This is a genomic window from Pedobacter gandavensis, from assembly GCF_032678465.1.
Taxonomy (GTDB): Bacteria; Bacteroidota; Bacteroidia; order Sphingobacteriales; family Sphingobacteriaceae; genus Pedobacter; species Pedobacter gandavensis_B.
On record NZ_JAVTSK010000002.1, the window covers coordinates 450035 to 465027 of the forward strand.

A 14993-nucleotide genomic window follows, 5' to 3' on the forward strand; every position below is an offset into this window, starting at 1 on the left:
TAAGATGAAGGTACTTTTAATAGAGGATGAAATAGCAGTAGTTTCTTTGATCAAAAGAGGGCTGATGGACGATAACAGTGAAATGGACATCAGTGTGGCTATGGACGGCCTTACAGGATTAAAAATGGCAGGAATGCATCAGTTTGACCTGATCATTCTGGATGTGATGCTACCTGGTATGGACGGATTAGAAGTTTGCCGGAACATTAGATTAACCGATCCGGATGTGCCAATTATCATTCTTTCTGCCTTAAACCAAACGGAGGATATCGTGGCTGCTTTCAACCAGGATGCAGATGAATACATGACCAAGCCTTTTAAAATTGATGAATTAAAGGCTCGCGTATATCGTAAAGCGCGTAAAACGGGTACCGTACGTCCTACACCTGCAAATATTCTTTCTATTGCCGATCTGGTGCTGGATAAGGACAGCAAAACCGTAACCCGTGCAGGGAAGGTGATTGTGCTGACGGCTACAGAGTATAGGTTACTGGAATACCTGATGCAGAACATGAACCGGATCATCACCCGCGTCGACATCCTTGAAGAGGTATGGGGAATGGACTTCAATCTGAGCACCAATGTGGTGGATGTTTACCTGAACTATCTTCGAAAAAAAATAGATAAGAACTTTAGTCCTAAATTAATTCATACTGTAATTGGTATGGGCTACGTACTTAGAGTGCAGGATACTTATGAAAATTAAAACCAAAATCATATTGCTTTCCTCGGCAATAGGAACTTTGATTCTTTTGTCCTTTGCAGTGTATGTTTCTTATTTCACCGCTAAAACCCTGGAAAGTAAATTTTACATCCGATTAGAGGAAAATGCCAGAATGTTAGGTACCCATGTATTTAACTCCAAAAGTTATAAGGACAAAGGTTATTACGAATTGAGTAATCAGTTCATCAACCAGTTTTCTTTTGGGAGAAATTACCTGGTAAGGGTAGAAAAAAACAAGAAGCAACCCTTGTACGAACCGCTTTTACCCATGGGTAACTTCTTCTTCGAAGAGGCGATTGAAAATGGTAAAGCAGAACTGATGATCAATGATACGGCTTATGTTGCGCTTTTCTTTGAAGACAAAGACCATGATAAAAATCTGGTGGTTGTTTCTGCAGCAGTTGATGAATTTGGTGAGGCAGAACATGCCGATCTGAACCGGGCATTGATTTCAGGGGTAGTCATCTTCCTGTTTCTGATTGTTTTGATCTCTTTCTATTTTGCGAAAAAGCTTTTGAATCCGATTGCATCGATTAATAAACGAATTGGTCAGATCAATATCAGCAACCTCAACATGCGGTTGTCGACAAAAAAATCAAAACATCAAAAGCAAACTGAAGAAAAGGACGAGATAGAAGTGTTGATCTCTAATATCAATGATATGTTGAGCCGACTGGAGATCGCTGTGAAATCTCAGCGAAGTTTCATTAGTAATGCTTCACATTCTTTAAGAACACCGATGACCATCATCAGTGGGGAATCTGAACTGGCACTGAATAGTCTTGATCCTAAACATCCTGCACATTATTCTTTAGAGATGGTGAGCAGAGAAGTGGATCGAATGAACCTGATTGTAAGTAACCTGCTTTTACTCTCCAGAACCGGCTATGATGGCAAAGTGCAGAATATGAGCCATGTCAGGATTGATGAGTTGCTGTATAAAGTGAAAGAATCCGAAGGTTACCTGAACGACAACCACCGGATTTTCCTTGATTTCTCTAATATTCCTGAGGATAGTAATTTATTGAGTGTTTATGTAAACGAAGACCTGTTCTTTATCGGGCTTTCCAATATCATTTCCAATGCCTGTAAATATGGTAATGATAAGGAAGTGAAAGTCAGTATTGAAGTAGATCATTCCAAGATCGTAATCCGGGTAATGGATCAGGGAATCGGAATTCCAGATCGCGATAAACCGCATATTTTCGAATCTTTTTTCAGGGCTTCAAATGTAGGCAGTATCTATGGAAATGGCTTAGGTCTGGTACTCGCCAAAAACATCTTTGAACTTCATGACGCTACCCTGACTATCGATTCTACAGAGGGAAAAGGCACAATCGTGACTATAACCTGTCCTATCGCTGATTTCTAATCTCACTCTTATTTCCTGCTAATAACGCGTTAATACCCGCTTTAACGCGTTATTAGGTCTGTATCCTATACTTGTATCAATAAGTTTAGAGATATGAAAATCAGAACCAGTATAGGAGTAGTTTTATGTGCAGTTTGTCCGATGATGGCCTCGGCACAAACACCAGTTGATAGTCTAAAACAAGAGAAGGAAAAACCTGAAGCTACAAAAGCTGTGGCAAAGGATGCTTCCATCTTTAATCTCAATGTACTTGGGCGTACCTCTTTAAACATCGGACAACAGAGCAATAGAGATTTAAATGCCAGCTTTCGTCTGGATGAAACCAGGTTATTGCTAAGCGGACATCTGAATCCGGATCTATCCTATAAAGTCCGCTTCAGACTCAACAGAAGTTTTGGTACCACCACTCAGGATAATGGATCCAGAGCGCTCGACTATGCTCAGGTAAATTATAGATTCGGTAAACAGAAGGACTGGGAAGTAATTTTGGGTAAACAAGCCGCTGCGGTAGGTAGTTATGAGTTTGTCAACAATCCTGTGTATGAATACATCTTCACGGATTATGTAGACCGCCTCCTGAACCTGTTCGTTGTAGGTGCTACGTTTTCCCACCAGATCAATCCAAACCATAATTTTCAATTACAAGTCTATAATACTTCCACTGAAACCCTGGATCAGCTGATTAAAACCGCTGGTTATGGCGCCGCTGAGTTCAAACAATCGAACAGGCCAATGGGAGCTTATTTAACCTGGCAGGGGTCTTTCCTGAATAAAGCTTTGCAGACCAAATGGTCGTACAATTATAACCAGCTGATTGCCGGAGCAGATAACCATTCGGTTTCCCTTGCAAATATGTACCAGTCAAAAAGAACAAAGGTGTATTTAGATCTTCAGTATTCAGACTATGGGGTAGACCATACGATGCTGGCGTCAAATGCGATCCATGCTTTTAGAGGAAATTCAGGTACGGATAGAACCATGCGCAAAGATGTAGTGTATAAATCTGCAGTGCTTAGGTTTGATCATCAATTTACCAATCACTGGGGAATGTCCGTAAAAGGAGCTTATGAAACAGCCAGTGCCAGCAAAGACAAAGAAGTAGGTCAGAATTTCAGAAGAAACTGGACTGGTTATGCTGCATTGGAATATAAACCAGTACCGACGAAAGACTGGAAATTATTTGCAGGATATATCGACAATAAAATCAGTTATAAAAACCGCCTTGGTTTGCCAACGGAAAAGAACAATCGCTTTATTCTAGGAACCTATTTCAACCTAAGTGCGATTTAAAAAACAATAAAAATTCTACAGATCATAAATTAAATACAATAAAATGTTATGCGTTTAACACCCAGAGAAACCGAGAAATTGATGCTACATCTTGCAGGTGAGCTTGCGAGCAAACGTCTCAAAAGAGGCGTAAAGCTGAACTATCCAGAATGTATTGCCTATATCAGTGCAGAGATCATGGAGAAAGCAAGAGATGGTAGAACAGTTGCCGCATTAATGGATTACGGAACCAAGTTGCTGAGTAGAAAACAGGTAATGGAAGGCGTTCCTGAGATGATTCATGATGTGCAGATCGAAGTTACCTTCCCGGATGGAACCAAATTAGTGACCATTCACAACCCAATCCGTTAATCTATAAAATCATAAAAAATGATACCAGGAGAATACATTATTAGAAAAGAAGACATCAAAGCCAATGTTGGGTACGAAACTACGCCATTGTCTGTGACCAATACAGGAGATAGACCGATACAGGTAGGTTCTCATTATCATTTTTTTGAAGTGAATCGTCATTTGCAGTTTGACAGAGAACGTGCATTTGGAAAGAGACTAAACATCCCTGCGAGTACAGCGATCCGTTTTGAACCGGGAGAGAGCAAAGACATCATTTTGGTGGAGATTGGTGGCAATAAGGAAATTCACGGATTCAATGGCTTAACCAGTGGTAAGTATACAGATGAGAAAGTGAAAGCAGCGGCGATCGAAAAAATGAATGCAGAAAAATATAAAACCGTAAAATTAAGATAGAATATTATGGCAGAATGGAATAGAAGAGAATGGATTAAGGTAGTTGGGATGACTGCCATGGGTAGTGTAGTGGGTCTAAGATCTTTAGGATTGGACAAACTTGGCCTGGAAGCAGGATCCGTTAAATATATTGACGGCGACCTTTACATTCCGAGAGCAAAATATGTAGCACTTTTTGGCCCTACAACAGGCGATAAAGTACGTTTAGCCGATACGGATTTATTCATTGAGATCGAAAAAGATTACGCGGTATACGGAGAAGAAAACAAGTTTGGTGGGGGTAAGACCATCCGTGATGGTATGGGACAATCTGCCCGTGCTTTAGAAGACGAAGGTGTACTTGACTTCTGTATCACTAATGTGATGGTGATCGACCACTGGGGGATTGTAAAAGGCGATGTTGGGATTAAAGATGGTAAGATTGTTGGTGTAGGTAAAGCCGGTAATCCTGATGTTCAGGATGGTGTAACGCCAAATATGATCATCGGTGCTGCTACAGAAGTACACAGTGGTGTAGGGATGATCCTTACGGCTGGTGGTATTGATACCCACATTCACTTCATCAGTCCGACGCAAATCGAAACTGCACTTTACAGTGGAGTAACCACTTTTATCGGTGGTGGTACCGGACCAGCAGATGGTACGCATGCAACTACCGTTACTTCTGGTAAATGGTATATCGAGAAAATGCTTCAGGCATTTGATACTTTGCCTATCAACGTAGGTTTGTTTGGTAAAGGAAACGTGTCAACAATGGCACCAATTGAAGAGATGGTAGAGGCTGGGGCTCTTGGTGTTAAGATCCACGAAGATTGGGGGGCCAATCCAGTGACGATCGATATGGCACTAAGGGTTGCAGATAAATATGATGTTCAGGTAGCGATTCACTCAGATACTTTAAATGAAGCTGGCTTCCTGGAAGATACTGTGCGCGCAATTGATGGTCGTGTGATCCATACCTTCCACACGGAAGGTGCTGGTGGTGGTCACGCTCCGGACATCATGAAGATTGCGATGTATCCTAACATCTTACCTGCATCCACAAACCCAACCAAGCCTTATACTGTGAACACAGCAGAAGAGCATTTGGACATGTTGATGGTATGCCATCACTTAGATAAAAACGTAAAAGAAGATGTGGCTTTCGCGGATTCAAGAATTCGTCCTCAGACGATTGCTGCGGAAGATATTCTTCAGGACATGGGAGTATTCAGTATCATGAGTTCTGACAGTCAGGCGATGGGAAGAGTAGGAGAAGTAATTTCCCGTACTTTCCAGACTGCTCATAAAATGAGAATTCAAAGAGGTCCTTTAAAAGAAGATGAAGGAAAAGGTAATGATAACTTCAGGGTGAAACGTTACATCTCTAAATATACGATCAATCCAGCAAAAGCACATGGAATTGACAGCTATGTAGGATCTATTGAGCCAGGTAAAATTGCCGATTTGATTTTATGGAAAGCAGAGATGTTTGGGGTGAAGCCAGAATTGGTGATCAAAGGCGGAATGATCCTGGGCGCGAAAATGGGTGATGCGAATGCTTCTATTCCAACACCTCAGCCGATTGTTTACAGAATGATGTTCGGTAACCATGGTAAAGCCTTGTCAAACATCTGTTTCAACTTTGTTTCCAAAGCTTCATTAGACAACGGAAGTATTGCGAAATACGGATTGGCGAGAACCAGTTTACCAGTTAAAGGCTGTAGAACGGTGATGAAAAAAGATATGGTGCACAATGATGCCATGCCGAACATTACTGTAGATCCTGAAACTTATGATGTACGTGTAGATGGCGTAATTGCTACCTGCGAGCCTTTGGCAGTACTTCCTATGGCACAACGTTATTTCCTTTTCTAGTATGATAAAAGTAGATCGGGTTATTGCTAATCTATATGACGATGCAAAGCGTTATTCCAACTGTAAAATCGAGGTTTTACAATTGGAGTGGTACGATACCACTAAGAGAATCCTGCGCATGCTAACAGATACGGGTCGCGAAATTGCGATCCGTAACCTGGAACAGGAGCAGCTGTATCATGGTGATATCATCTATCATGAGGGTAGGGATATCATCGTGGTGCAGATCATTCCAAGTGCCTGTATTGTTTTTAAACCGGCCACTTTGAGAGATATGGCCATCGTATGTTTTGAAATTGGAAATAAGCACATCCCGGTTTTTATAAATAAAGACAAAGAAGTAATTATCGCATTTGAATCCCCCCTTTATCGGTTCTTAAAAAGGGGTGGGTTCGAACCGCGAAAAGAAATTCGAATCATTGAAAAGACCTCCACCCTGATGATCCATAAATGGAGCAACTCAGGACAGGTCATTTCATTAGCAAGCAAGTAAGATGAATGCATTACTGACACTATTACAGATTAATGATTCTGCATTTCCAATCGGCAGCTTTACCCAGTCTTATGGACTGGAGACGTATGTGAGTAAGGGAATTGTGAACGATAGTAAAGCCGTAAAAGTATACGCGGAAACGATGCTGCAGCACAACTTCTATTACAATGATGCCGCATTTTTTATGATGGCCTGGAAGATGTGTGATGGCAATGCGACCAAGGCGAAAGTCCAGGAACTAGACGAGCTGATCAGCGCCTACAAAGCGCCTTTTGAAATCAGAGATGCCAGTAAAAAACTGGGCATCCGCTTTTTAAAAGTAACAGAGAATCTGAAACCTGTCCCACGTTGTACGAAATACCTTCAGGCGATCAAACAAGGGGAGGTACATGGACATTACGCAATGGCTTTTGCCATGTATGCGCATGCGGCTAAAATTCCGATGAAGGATGCCTTACATGCTTTTTATTACAACACGCTCAACGGAATTGTGACGAATTGTGCCAAACTGGTACCGATCAGTCAGATGGATGCTCAAAAGATCCTGTATAACCTTCATGGTTTAATTGATCAATTGGTGGAAACACAGGAGCAGATGCCCGAAGAGATGTTAGGAAGTTGCTGTATTGCACAGGACATCAGATGTATGCAGCATGAAAAATTATATACACGGATTTATATTTCATAAGCAATGACGAAGAGAAAATATGTAAAAATTGGGGTCGCAGGCCCCGTAGGTTCAGGTAAAACCGCATTAATCGAAAGGTTAACCAGAGCCATGTGTAACACCTACAGTATTTGTGTGGTCACCAATGATATTTATACACGTGAAGATGCTGATTTCCTTCAGAAAAATTCTTCATTACCAGCAGAACGCATTGCTGGTGTAGAAACTGGCGGTTGTCCGCATACTGCAATTCGGGAAGATTGTTCCATGAATATTGAAGCAGTAGAGGAACTGGCAGAGAAATTTCCCGATGTGGAGTTGATTTTTGTAGAGAGTGGCGGGGATAACCTAACGGCTACCTTCAGTCCGGATCTGGCCGATTTGACCATTTTCGTGATTGATGTAGCTGAAGGGGAAAAAATACCTAGAAAAGGCGGTCCTGGGATTACCAGATCAGACCTGTTATTGATCAATAAGATTGACCTTGCACCATATGTGGGTGCAGATCTTTCGATCATGCAAAGTGATGCGAAACGCATGCGTGGCGAGCGTCCTTTTATCCTGACCAATATGATGACCCTTCAAGGTTTAGATGAGGTACAGAACTGGATTAAGAAATATGCCTTATTAGAAGGATAAAAGATAAATATCATGGATAGTGCAATAAAGATTAGTGTATGTGTAGAAGAAGGAAAGAGCGTCATGAAAGACAGCTTTTACAATATGCCATACAAAATAGTGCCTTATGGTTCTCAACGAGAAAATCAGCACCTGGAGTTGATCATCATGAGTTCTTCTCCGGGAATTATGGACGAAGATCAATTGAAAATTGACATTCAGGTAGGCGCAAAAGCCAATCTTCATCTGTACTCTCAATCTTATAATAAGTTGCATCCGATGAAAACCGGTGCTGCACAGTACACACAGGTATCGGTAGGAGAAGATGCACTTTTTCAATATATCCCATACCCGATTACCCCCTTTAAGGATTCGATCTTTCATACGGTGAATGAGGTGAGAATGGAAGAAGGATCGACCTTATTATGGGGAGATATCATTTGTGCGGGAAGGGTACAACGTGAGGAGATTTTTCAATTTGAAAAGCTGCACAGTACCACCAAAATATATAAAGAAGGTAAAATTGTTTATATAGATAATCAGGTATTAAAGCCTAAGGAGCAGCCGATTGATAAAATGTTGTTTCATGAAGGTTATACCCATCAGGCGACTCTTATTATCGCTTCAGATTTTGCCGGAGCCTTTAAAAAGGAACTGGATGAAATCTTTAGAGGAGAATATGAGGACATCACCTTTGGATTTACCATGTGTGCGAACGACATGATTCTTGTCCGCGCCCTGGGGAATAATGGCGACCTGTTGTATAATTTCCTGAAAACGGTGGCCAGCATGTGTACGGATTTTCTTGAACATCAAAAACCAGTAGAGGAGCTCACCTAACCAGAGATTATTATGCATGAGATCGCAATCGTAAAGGATATTTTCAAAACCCTGGAGGAAGCTTATCCGGAGAACTATGAAAATATCGCAAAAATAACCATTGAGGCGGGGTTATTATGTAATGTACAGCCTATTCTGATTCAAAATGCTTTTGAAGCTTTTGTATTGGAGGAAACGAGATTCAAAGAAACGGAATTGGAGATTGAACTGCTGCCGATCATCGCGTATTGTAAACAGTGTACTTCCGAGTTTGAGGTACGCTTTCACAAATTTGTGTGCGTATGCGGGCAGTCTTCCGATCAGATTGTGCAGGGAGAAGAACTTCGAATCAGTCAAGTAATTTTTAAAGATTAAGATAACAATATAAACATGACAGCAACACCGAAAAGTAATCAAATGCCGGTAGGGTCGGTACAATGTGACAATACAACCCTGAATTTGTTGAAAGCTAATGATTTTGTAGCTAAAGCAATCAGAGATAGAATTCCCAACCTATGTGTGATCAATATTTGTTCTTCACCAGGATCCGGGAAAACCACTTTAATGCAGGAAACGGGAAAGCGTTTAGGAAAAGACCTTCGTATTGCCGTATTGGTAGGTGATCCTGAAACAGAAAGAGATGCGGTTCGTATGCGAGAAGTAGGCATCAATGCACTACAGATTGTAACAGGTGGTATGTGCCATATTGAAGCACAGATGATTTTACAGGCTTTAGACCATATTGACCTTTCTGAAACAGATTTATTGTTCATCGAGAACGTTGGTAACCTGGTTTGTCCTGCTGCATTCGACCTTGGAGAGGATTACAGAGTAACGGTATTGGCTTCAACTGAAGGTGATGATAAACCGAAAAAATACCCACGTATGTTCTTAACGAGTGAGTTGATGTTGGTTTCTAAAGCAGATTTATTGCCTTACGTTCCTTTCTCTGTGGAAGCTGCAGCAAAAGATGCAAGAGAAGTGAACCCTAACCTGGAGGTAATTTCTATCAGCAGTTTACACAATACTGGTATGGACGAATGGTGTAACTGGTTGAAGGCTAAAGTTGAAGAAAAAAGAGCAAAGAATGCAAAATAATGAAGTCATCAGGATAGACAGTTTGCCTGTCGTACAACCTTTGAACAATCAGGAAGAAGATAGCCTGGTTCTGGAATGGTATGAAGTTAACCGTACCATTATCAAAAGAAAAAGTTTGGCAGGCAGAATGATCCACCTGGATAAACCTTCATCTGCAGTACTTAAACAGGGTTTAGTGATTTATCAGGACACGAAATGTGTGGTCAGGATTTTCATCAAACCTTGTACCTGCATGGTACTGCAATCCAGTAATATGGAAGTGGTGGGGCTGTTCTGCTTCGATGTAGGGAACAGACATTTGCCAATATATATGATCGACGATCACAAGATTGCCATTGCTTATGATGGCCGCTTGTTTCCTGCGCTTCAGCAGAAGTATGGGAATGCGGTAAGTCTGGCCAATTACAGGTTAGATCCTTCACAAATCATCAATTGCTACGGGAATATCTATGAGCAGAACATCAAAAAGAAAAACTAATACTAAAAACAGCATAAAAAAAAGGCAAATGATGAATTTGCCTTTTTTTTATGCTTTATAAATCCCTAACAATGATATTTAATTAAGCATAAAGTACATATATTGTGATCGATTAGTGAAATGTTGCTTAGTTTATCCAAGATAACACCACTCAGCAGCAAGAAAGATAGAAGAATTAAACTTAAACCGACAAAATATCAGAACTGACCAATGACGAATAATTGTTTAAATTGTAATGAAGAAATTATAGGGAAGTTTTGTAGTAATTGCAGTCAGGCAACATCAATACATAGATTTTCCTTGGGACACGTTATTAAACATGATTTTATTCACGGAATATTTCATTTCGATACCGGATTTTTTTACACGATAAAAGAATTATTTTCAAGACCAGGACACAGTATAAGAGAATATATACATGGAAAAAGAGCAAAACACTACAATTATTTTGCAACAATAATTCTTTTGCTAACCATAGGTTATTTTCTGAAAAAATGGACTATAATTGAAGTATCGGATTTATATGGAAAATCGGTTGCCGGAGCCTTTAGATTATTAAAAGACTACTCAAAAATTGCAATATTTCTACACATCCCAATTATTGCTTTTGCAAGTTTTGTATTGTTAAAAAAAAGCAAACAAAATTATACAGAGCACATCGTACTTAATCTGTATTTGTTATGTGGGGTCTTAACGATCAGTTTTGTTTTACCAATAATTATGATTTTTTCTGCAGACAGGCAGTTTCTTCTCTTGATTAACAATGTTCTGACTTTTCTAACCTTTTTGTATGTTATAATTTTCTATTATCAGTATTTTTCTGTTTTTGATTTTAAAAAGTATAGCCTGATCATTCTGGTTGTAATCATTGCAATCTTGTATTTGCTGACAAAACAATTGATTAACAGTTCTTTGAATACTATCGGGCTTAAATATTTACATTAATTACAAACCGGGCTCATGCTTTCATAGCATAGAGATAGTATTAGTTCAATGCTGAAAAATAACCCAGCATGCAGAAATTAAGGATATTTTTTCCTCAGCTTAAAATTCTGGTATAATAATCGTTTTGTCTTTCACCTGAACTTGCATCAATGGTGTTTCATAAAGTGCTTTATAGATATTCGCGAAAGGATCTTCCGCTAGCAATAAGCTGCTGTCATATGCCTTTTGGTCTTTGATAAAGTAGGTGTGGTCGGCATAAATACTGGCCATGTTGGGATCGTGCATGATGCAGATCACCGTGTGACCCCTGCGGGAATACACTTTTAATTTTTCTAAAACTAAGGCCTGGAAATGGAGGTCTAAATGATTCGTAGGTTCATCTAGAACCAGAATTTCCGGGCCTTGCGCCATCACGCGACTGATCAGCACCAATTGTCTTTCTCCTCCTGAAAGATCGGTATAGGATTTGTCTTTCAGGTGTGAAATTCCCATTTTTAACAGGGTATGTTCCACGATTTTATGATCGCCATCAGAGGGGCCAAATCTGTAAAAGGCTGCTCTTCCAGTGAGAATAACATCATACACTGAAAATGGAAAGACACTCTGCTGAAACTGTGGCAGGAATCCAATGGTTTTAGCTAAACTCTTTTGCGGTATTGCAGAGCGTTCTTTTCCCAAGAGCTCAACCCGACCTGAAGCATATGGATATTTACCAGTAATCAGATTGAATAATGTTGACTTTCCACTTCCATTCCTTCCCAGGATGACACTAAACTGGTTGGCCGGGAGGGAAAGGGAAACGTTGTCAAGTATCGTTTTTCCCGGTATGGAATAGGAGAGGTTTTCTATTGTTTTTATGTCTGAAGAGAGACAAATACCTGGTCCTTAGAAAGTGTATTTGATGGCCGTCATGAAATTCCTCGGACTCCCGGGAAATGCTCTGGTGTAGTCAAATCCCCCAACAAAATAGTACTTGTCGAACAGGTTATTGGCGTTGATGGAGAAGCTCATCTTATCGAGTTTGTAATATAGCGCTGCATTGGCAAGCACATAGGAAGGCCAGAAATTCCACTCCAATTCCCCAGTCTGAATGTTCTGAACCGTGTTTTCCATTCTCTTTTTCCCTACATATTGGCCGCCGATACCAATGCCCAATCCTCTTAATGCACCATCATGTTGACTGTATTTAGTCCATATGGCTGCCAGGTGTTTAGGTGCATTTGCATTCACCATCCCTTTCTCTATTTTTAAATCACTTTCCATGACTTCAGTTAGATTGAAAGCATAGTTGGCACTGATGTTTAAGAATGGAAAAAGGTTCCCTTTAATGTCGAACTCCAGACCCTGAGATTTTACCCTTCCATTTTGTCGGTAGATAGGATTCCCATTCTCTGTGATTTGTCCGGTATTTACGAGCATATTTTGACGTTCAATGTGGTAGAAGGATAGACTGGAGAATACGCGCTGATTGAAGAATTCGGTCTTTAAACCGGTTTCTATCTGATAGCTGGTCTGACTTTTAAAAGCTGCTGTACGTCCATAATTTTCGGGATTGCGGACAAACATGGGGTTAATCGGAATAAAACCCTGACTATAACTTGCAAAGTAATTGAACTGATGATTAAGGGCATAAGTTAAACCAATTCTTGGTAAGAATACCGACTGTTTTACTTTTTCATAATTCGCCCCTTCAAATTTTCTCTGGTCGCCATAGCTTTCGTAGCGAAGACCGAGAAGCAAGTTCAGTTTATCTTTCCAACGGATTCTGTTTTGTACAAAAACTCCTTTGGTTTGATAAGAAGAGTTCAGGTAGTCTACAAAAAACTGGGCCAATGGTAATCTGTTGTATAAAGCGGTATTTCTTAATTCATAAGTAGGATTGTTGAGGTCAAATTGTAAGGGAACTACTTTTCCCTCAATGGTCTGTGTTCGTGCTTCCCATTGGTGCCCACCTTTATCCGTTTCGTATTGCACATAATCCAGTCCGGTAACGATATCATAGCCAAAATCCTTGATTTTACCCTTGTAATGCAGGTATGCAGATGCATTGTCGGTAAACTCCTTTGTCTGTTTTTGAATGTAACGCATGTTCATGACGGTATTTAACGGTGCATCCGCAAAGGTGTTTAGTGTGCGGTGCTCAGACAGATTTTCAGCATAGATAAACTTCATGTAATTGGCATTAATGGAGAATTGATCGTTGATGCGATGGTTCAGGGAGGCATTCAGTGAGATGTCATTGACTTTAAAATAATCGCTTGGCTGACTTAAGCTAAAGCTGCGTTTCAGTCCGTAAAAATTGCCACTCCTGATCCCCATTCCTCTGTCCAGGTAACCATCAAAATTGCTGTAATTGAGCTCTGCATTGATGGTGGTATTGGCTGTAGGTCTGAACGTAAAAGTAGGAGCGATCATCAGAGATTTGCGCGCATTCATATCCCTGAACGTATTGGTGGCTTCATGCCCAACATTCAGTCTATAAAGGATCTTTTTCTCTTCATCCAGGTTTCCGGTAAAATCCAGCATGGAACGAATCGTATTGAAGGACCCGGCTGCTATTGAAATGCTGTGTCTTCTTTCTTCCAATGGTTTTTTAGTGTTTAAATTGACGGTTCCCCCCGGGCTGATGTCTCCAAATAGTGCTGCTCCGGGTCCTTTCAAAATCTCTATGCTTTCCAGATTCAAGGTTAAAGGAATCCGGAAATAACTGGTACCGTAACCATATCCTGAACGAAGGCCATTTACCAGTCGGAAGCCAGACTCATTCCCATTTCTGAAACCACGGATGGTCAGGTCGTCATAAGCTGAAAATTGGGTGACCCCCGGAAGATCTGCCACTACATCGGTAATCAGAAAGGCCTGTTTATCTTCCATCAGTTCTTTGGTGACCACCGAAATGGTTTGGGGAATTTCCGTGATTTTGGACTCTATCTTTGAACCAATAAAGCTCCTGGTGTTGACATAGGATTGTTTTTTTCTACCCATTACGACCACCTCTTGTAGTCGGTCTTCACTGCTTTTCAATCTCAGTTTTAGGTCGATTTCCTTTTGCATTTCGCTGAGGGTAAGTAAAACTGTATCGGGCTGATAGCCAATTCCCGTAAAAATCAGCTGGTATTGCCCTAAAGACAAGTTGTTAAATTGAAAGGCGCCATTGTGGTCGCTTTTTCTACTGCCAGCTGGTGTAGACAGGCGAATATTGATGTTGGAGGCTGGGCTGCCTTGCTCATCTGTGAGGAGTCCTTTAATGGTACCCGGTTCCTGAGCTTGTAATTGTTGGGATAGCGCAAAGCTAGCCACAAAGCAAATTGTAGTTGGAATGAACCAAATGTTTTTCATGGAATAGTTTTCTTGGTTTGAAGTTGACTTCAGGATGTTATTCAGGAATGGTGTTTTTGCATGTGAATGGTGAAAAATGGTGCTTCCTCATCCTGATGCAGGAAATCAAAACCCATTTTTTCCCAGAACGATTGTGCACCATCCAGGAAGGGGTGTGTATGCAGATAGAGCTGTTGAATTCCTTGTTTCTGAAGTCTCAGTTGAAGTTCATTAAAAAGCGTTCTACCCAGGCTTTGATGGCGATGGGCAGGGAGTACGTAGAGCCGGCAAACTTCATAAGTTGGGCTTTCTGAGGATAAAATGAGTTCTTCAAAACGATGGTCATAAGGCACTGCGGCGATACAGCCTATGATTTGTCCGCTATCATTGGTTGCAATTAAAAATACACCTGTATTTCCATTGTTGTAGGTTTCTTCAAACTGCTGTAAATCTGCCGGCATCTGGTCATGATTCAGCATGGGAAACAATTCCTTTCTAGACTGATAGGAAAAGCCTCTGGCGCGTTCTATTTGTGCGCCTATTGGGATATGAATAGAATAAGTCATC

General features: G+C 40.7%; 16 protein-coding genes and 1 pseudogene. 14 read left to right on the top strand and 3 right to left on the bottom strand.

The window, feature by feature from the left end:
• Positions 1-4 precede the first annotated feature (4 nt).
• The 14 genes and pseudogenes from R2Q94_RS04990 to R2Q94_RS05055 all read left to right on the top strand — a co-directional run bounded on the left by R2Q94_RS04990 (position 5) and on the right by R2Q94_RS05055 (position 11108).
• On the top strand, positions 5-706 hold the full coding sequence (locus R2Q94_RS04990; protein WP_316820344.1) for a response regulator transcription factor: 702 nt from the start codon (positions 5-7) through the stop codon (positions 704-706).
• The gene (locus R2Q94_RS04995) at positions 696-2096 is read left to right on the top strand and encodes a HAMP domain-containing sensor histidine kinase (RefSeq protein WP_316820345.1); all 1401 of its coding nucleotides are present in this window, start codon (positions 696-698) and stop codon (positions 2094-2096) included. Before R2Q94_RS04990 ends, R2Q94_RS04995 begins: the two co-directional genes overlap by 11 nt.
• A 93-nt stretch (positions 2097-2189) precedes the next feature.
• Entirely contained in the window at positions 2190-3386 is a 1197-nt protein-coding gene (locus tag R2Q94_RS05000; protein WP_316820346.1) for a porin, read from the top strand.
• A 48-nt stretch (positions 3387-3434) separates the two neighbouring features.
• Positions 3435-3737, top strand: a complete 303-nt coding sequence (ureA, locus tag R2Q94_RS05005) for an urease subunit gamma (RefSeq protein WP_182953713.1) — start codon at positions 3435-3437, stop codon at positions 3735-3737.
• An 18-nt stretch (positions 3738-3755) separates the two neighbouring features.
• A pseudogene (ureB, locus tag R2Q94_RS05010) lies at positions 3756-4052 on the top strand (urease subunit beta); the annotation flags it as partial.
• A gap of 87 nt (positions 4053-4139) precedes the next feature.
• Positions 4140-5990 (top strand): urease subunit alpha, encoded by a 1851-nt coding sequence (gene ureC / locus R2Q94_RS05015; protein ID WP_316820348.1) that lies wholly within the window; start codon positions 4140-4142, stop codon positions 5988-5990.
• Position 5991: 1 nt separating this feature from the next.
• Positions 5992-6483 carry an urease accessory protein UreE gene (locus R2Q94_RS05020; RefSeq protein ID WP_316820349.1) on the top strand — a complete coding sequence of 164 codons (492 nt, stop codon included), beginning with the start codon at positions 5992-5994 and terminating at the stop codon, positions 6481-6483.
• 1 nt (position 6484) lies between these two features.
• A complete protein-coding gene (locus tag R2Q94_RS05025) occupies positions 6485-7171 on the top strand; it encodes an urease accessory protein UreF (protein WP_316820350.1) in 687 nt (228 codons plus the stop codon).
• Positions 7172-7174: 3 nt separating this feature from the next.
• Positions 7175-7789: an urease accessory protein UreG gene (gene ureG / locus R2Q94_RS05030; protein WP_316820351.1), complete on the top strand. Its 615-nt coding sequence runs from the start codon at positions 7175-7177 to the stop codon at positions 7787-7789.
• Between the two features lie 12 nt (positions 7790-7801).
• Positions 7802-8608, top strand: a complete 807-nt coding sequence (locus tag R2Q94_RS05035; protein WP_316820352.1) for an urease accessory protein UreD — start codon at positions 7802-7804, stop codon at positions 8606-8608.
• A 12-nt stretch (positions 8609-8620) separates the two neighbouring features.
• Positions 8621-8962: a hydrogenase maturation nickel metallochaperone HypA gene (locus tag R2Q94_RS05040; protein ID WP_316820353.1), complete on the top strand. Its 342-nt coding sequence runs from the start codon at positions 8621-8623 to the stop codon at positions 8960-8962.
• A 15-nt stretch (positions 8963-8977) separates the two neighbouring features.
• Complete coding sequence (hypB, locus tag R2Q94_RS05045; protein WP_316820354.1) at positions 8978-9685, top strand: hydrogenase nickel incorporation protein HypB; 708 nt, start codon at positions 8978-8980, stop codon at positions 9683-9685.
• Entirely contained in the window at positions 9675-10163 is a 489-nt protein-coding gene (locus tag R2Q94_RS05050; RefSeq protein ID WP_316820355.1) for an urease accessory protein UreE, read from the top strand. Before hypB ends, R2Q94_RS05050 begins: the two co-directional genes overlap by 11 nt.
• A gap of 210 nt (positions 10164-10373) precedes the next feature.
• Positions 10374-11108: a DUF3667 domain-containing protein gene (locus R2Q94_RS05055; protein ID WP_316820356.1), complete on the top strand. Its 735-nt coding sequence runs from the start codon at positions 10374-10376 to the stop codon at positions 11106-11108.
• A 99-nt stretch (positions 11109-11207) separates the two neighbouring features.
• Here R2Q94_RS05055 and R2Q94_RS05060 read toward each other — a convergent pair whose 3' ends face one another.
• The 3 genes from R2Q94_RS05060 to R2Q94_RS05070 are packed head-to-tail and all read right to left on the bottom strand — an operon-like array spanning position 11208 to position 14992.
• Entirely contained in the window at positions 11208-11984 is a 777-nt protein-coding gene (locus tag R2Q94_RS05060) for an ABC transporter ATP-binding protein (RefSeq protein ID WP_316820567.1), read from the bottom strand.
• Between the two features lie 9 nt (positions 11985-11993).
• Positions 11994-14447, bottom strand: a complete 2454-nt coding sequence (locus R2Q94_RS05065) for a TonB-dependent receptor (RefSeq protein WP_316820357.1) — start codon at positions 14445-14447, stop codon at positions 11994-11996.
• A 41-nt stretch (positions 14448-14488) separates the two neighbouring features.
• Entirely contained in the window at positions 14489-14992 is a 504-nt protein-coding gene (locus tag R2Q94_RS05070; RefSeq protein WP_316820358.1) for a GNAT family N-acetyltransferase, read from the bottom strand.
• Position 14993 lies beyond the last annotated feature (1 nt).

Coding starts and splice junctions, on each gene's coding strand:
- ureG (WP_316820351.1), top strand. CDS start 7,175: ATGACGAAGAGAAAATATGTAAAAATTGGGGTCGCAGGCCCCGTAGGT.
- R2Q94_RS05000 (WP_316820346.1), top strand. CDS start 2,190: ATGAAAATCAGAACCAGTATAGGAGTAGTTTTATGTGCAGTTTGTCCG.
- R2Q94_RS05055 (WP_316820356.1), top strand. CDS start 10,374: ATGACGAATAATTGTTTAAATTGTAATGAAGAAATTATAGGGAAGTTT.
- R2Q94_RS05040 (WP_316820353.1), top strand. CDS start 8,621: ATGCATGAGATCGCAATCGTAAAGGATATTTTCAAAACCCTGGAGGAA.
- R2Q94_RS05035 (WP_316820352.1), top strand. CDS start 7,802: ATGGATAGTGCAATAAAGATTAGTGTATGTGTAGAAGAAGGAAAGAGC.
- R2Q94_RS05020 (WP_316820349.1), top strand. CDS start 5,992: ATGATAAAAGTAGATCGGGTTATTGCTAATCTATATGACGATGCAAAG.
- R2Q94_RS05025 (WP_316820350.1), top strand. CDS start 6,485: ATGAATGCATTACTGACACTATTACAGATTAATGATTCTGCATTTCCA.
- hypB (WP_316820354.1), top strand. CDS start 8,978: ATGACAGCAACACCGAAAAGTAATCAAATGCCGGTAGGGTCGGTACAA.
- R2Q94_RS04990 (WP_316820344.1), top strand. CDS start 5: ATGAAGGTACTTTTAATAGAGGATGAAATAGCAGTAGTTTCTTTGATC.
- ureA (WP_182953713.1), top strand. CDS start 3,435: ATGCGTTTAACACCCAGAGAAACCGAGAAATTGATGCTACATCTTGCA.
- R2Q94_RS05050 (WP_316820355.1), top strand. CDS start 9,675: ATGCAAAATAATGAAGTCATCAGGATAGACAGTTTGCCTGTCGTACAA.
- R2Q94_RS05070 (WP_316820358.1), bottom strand. CDS start 14,992: ATGACTTATTCTATTCATATCCCAATAGGCGCACAAATAGAACGCGCC.
- R2Q94_RS05065 (WP_316820357.1), bottom strand. CDS start 14,447: ATGAAAAACATTTGGTTCATTCCAACTACAATTTGCTTTGTGGCTAGC.
- ureC (WP_316820348.1), top strand. CDS start 4,140: ATGGCAGAATGGAATAGAAGAGAATGGATTAAGGTAGTTGGGATGACT.
- R2Q94_RS04995 (WP_316820345.1), top strand. CDS start 696: ATGAAAATTAAAACCAAAATCATATTGCTTTCCTCGGCAATAGGAACT.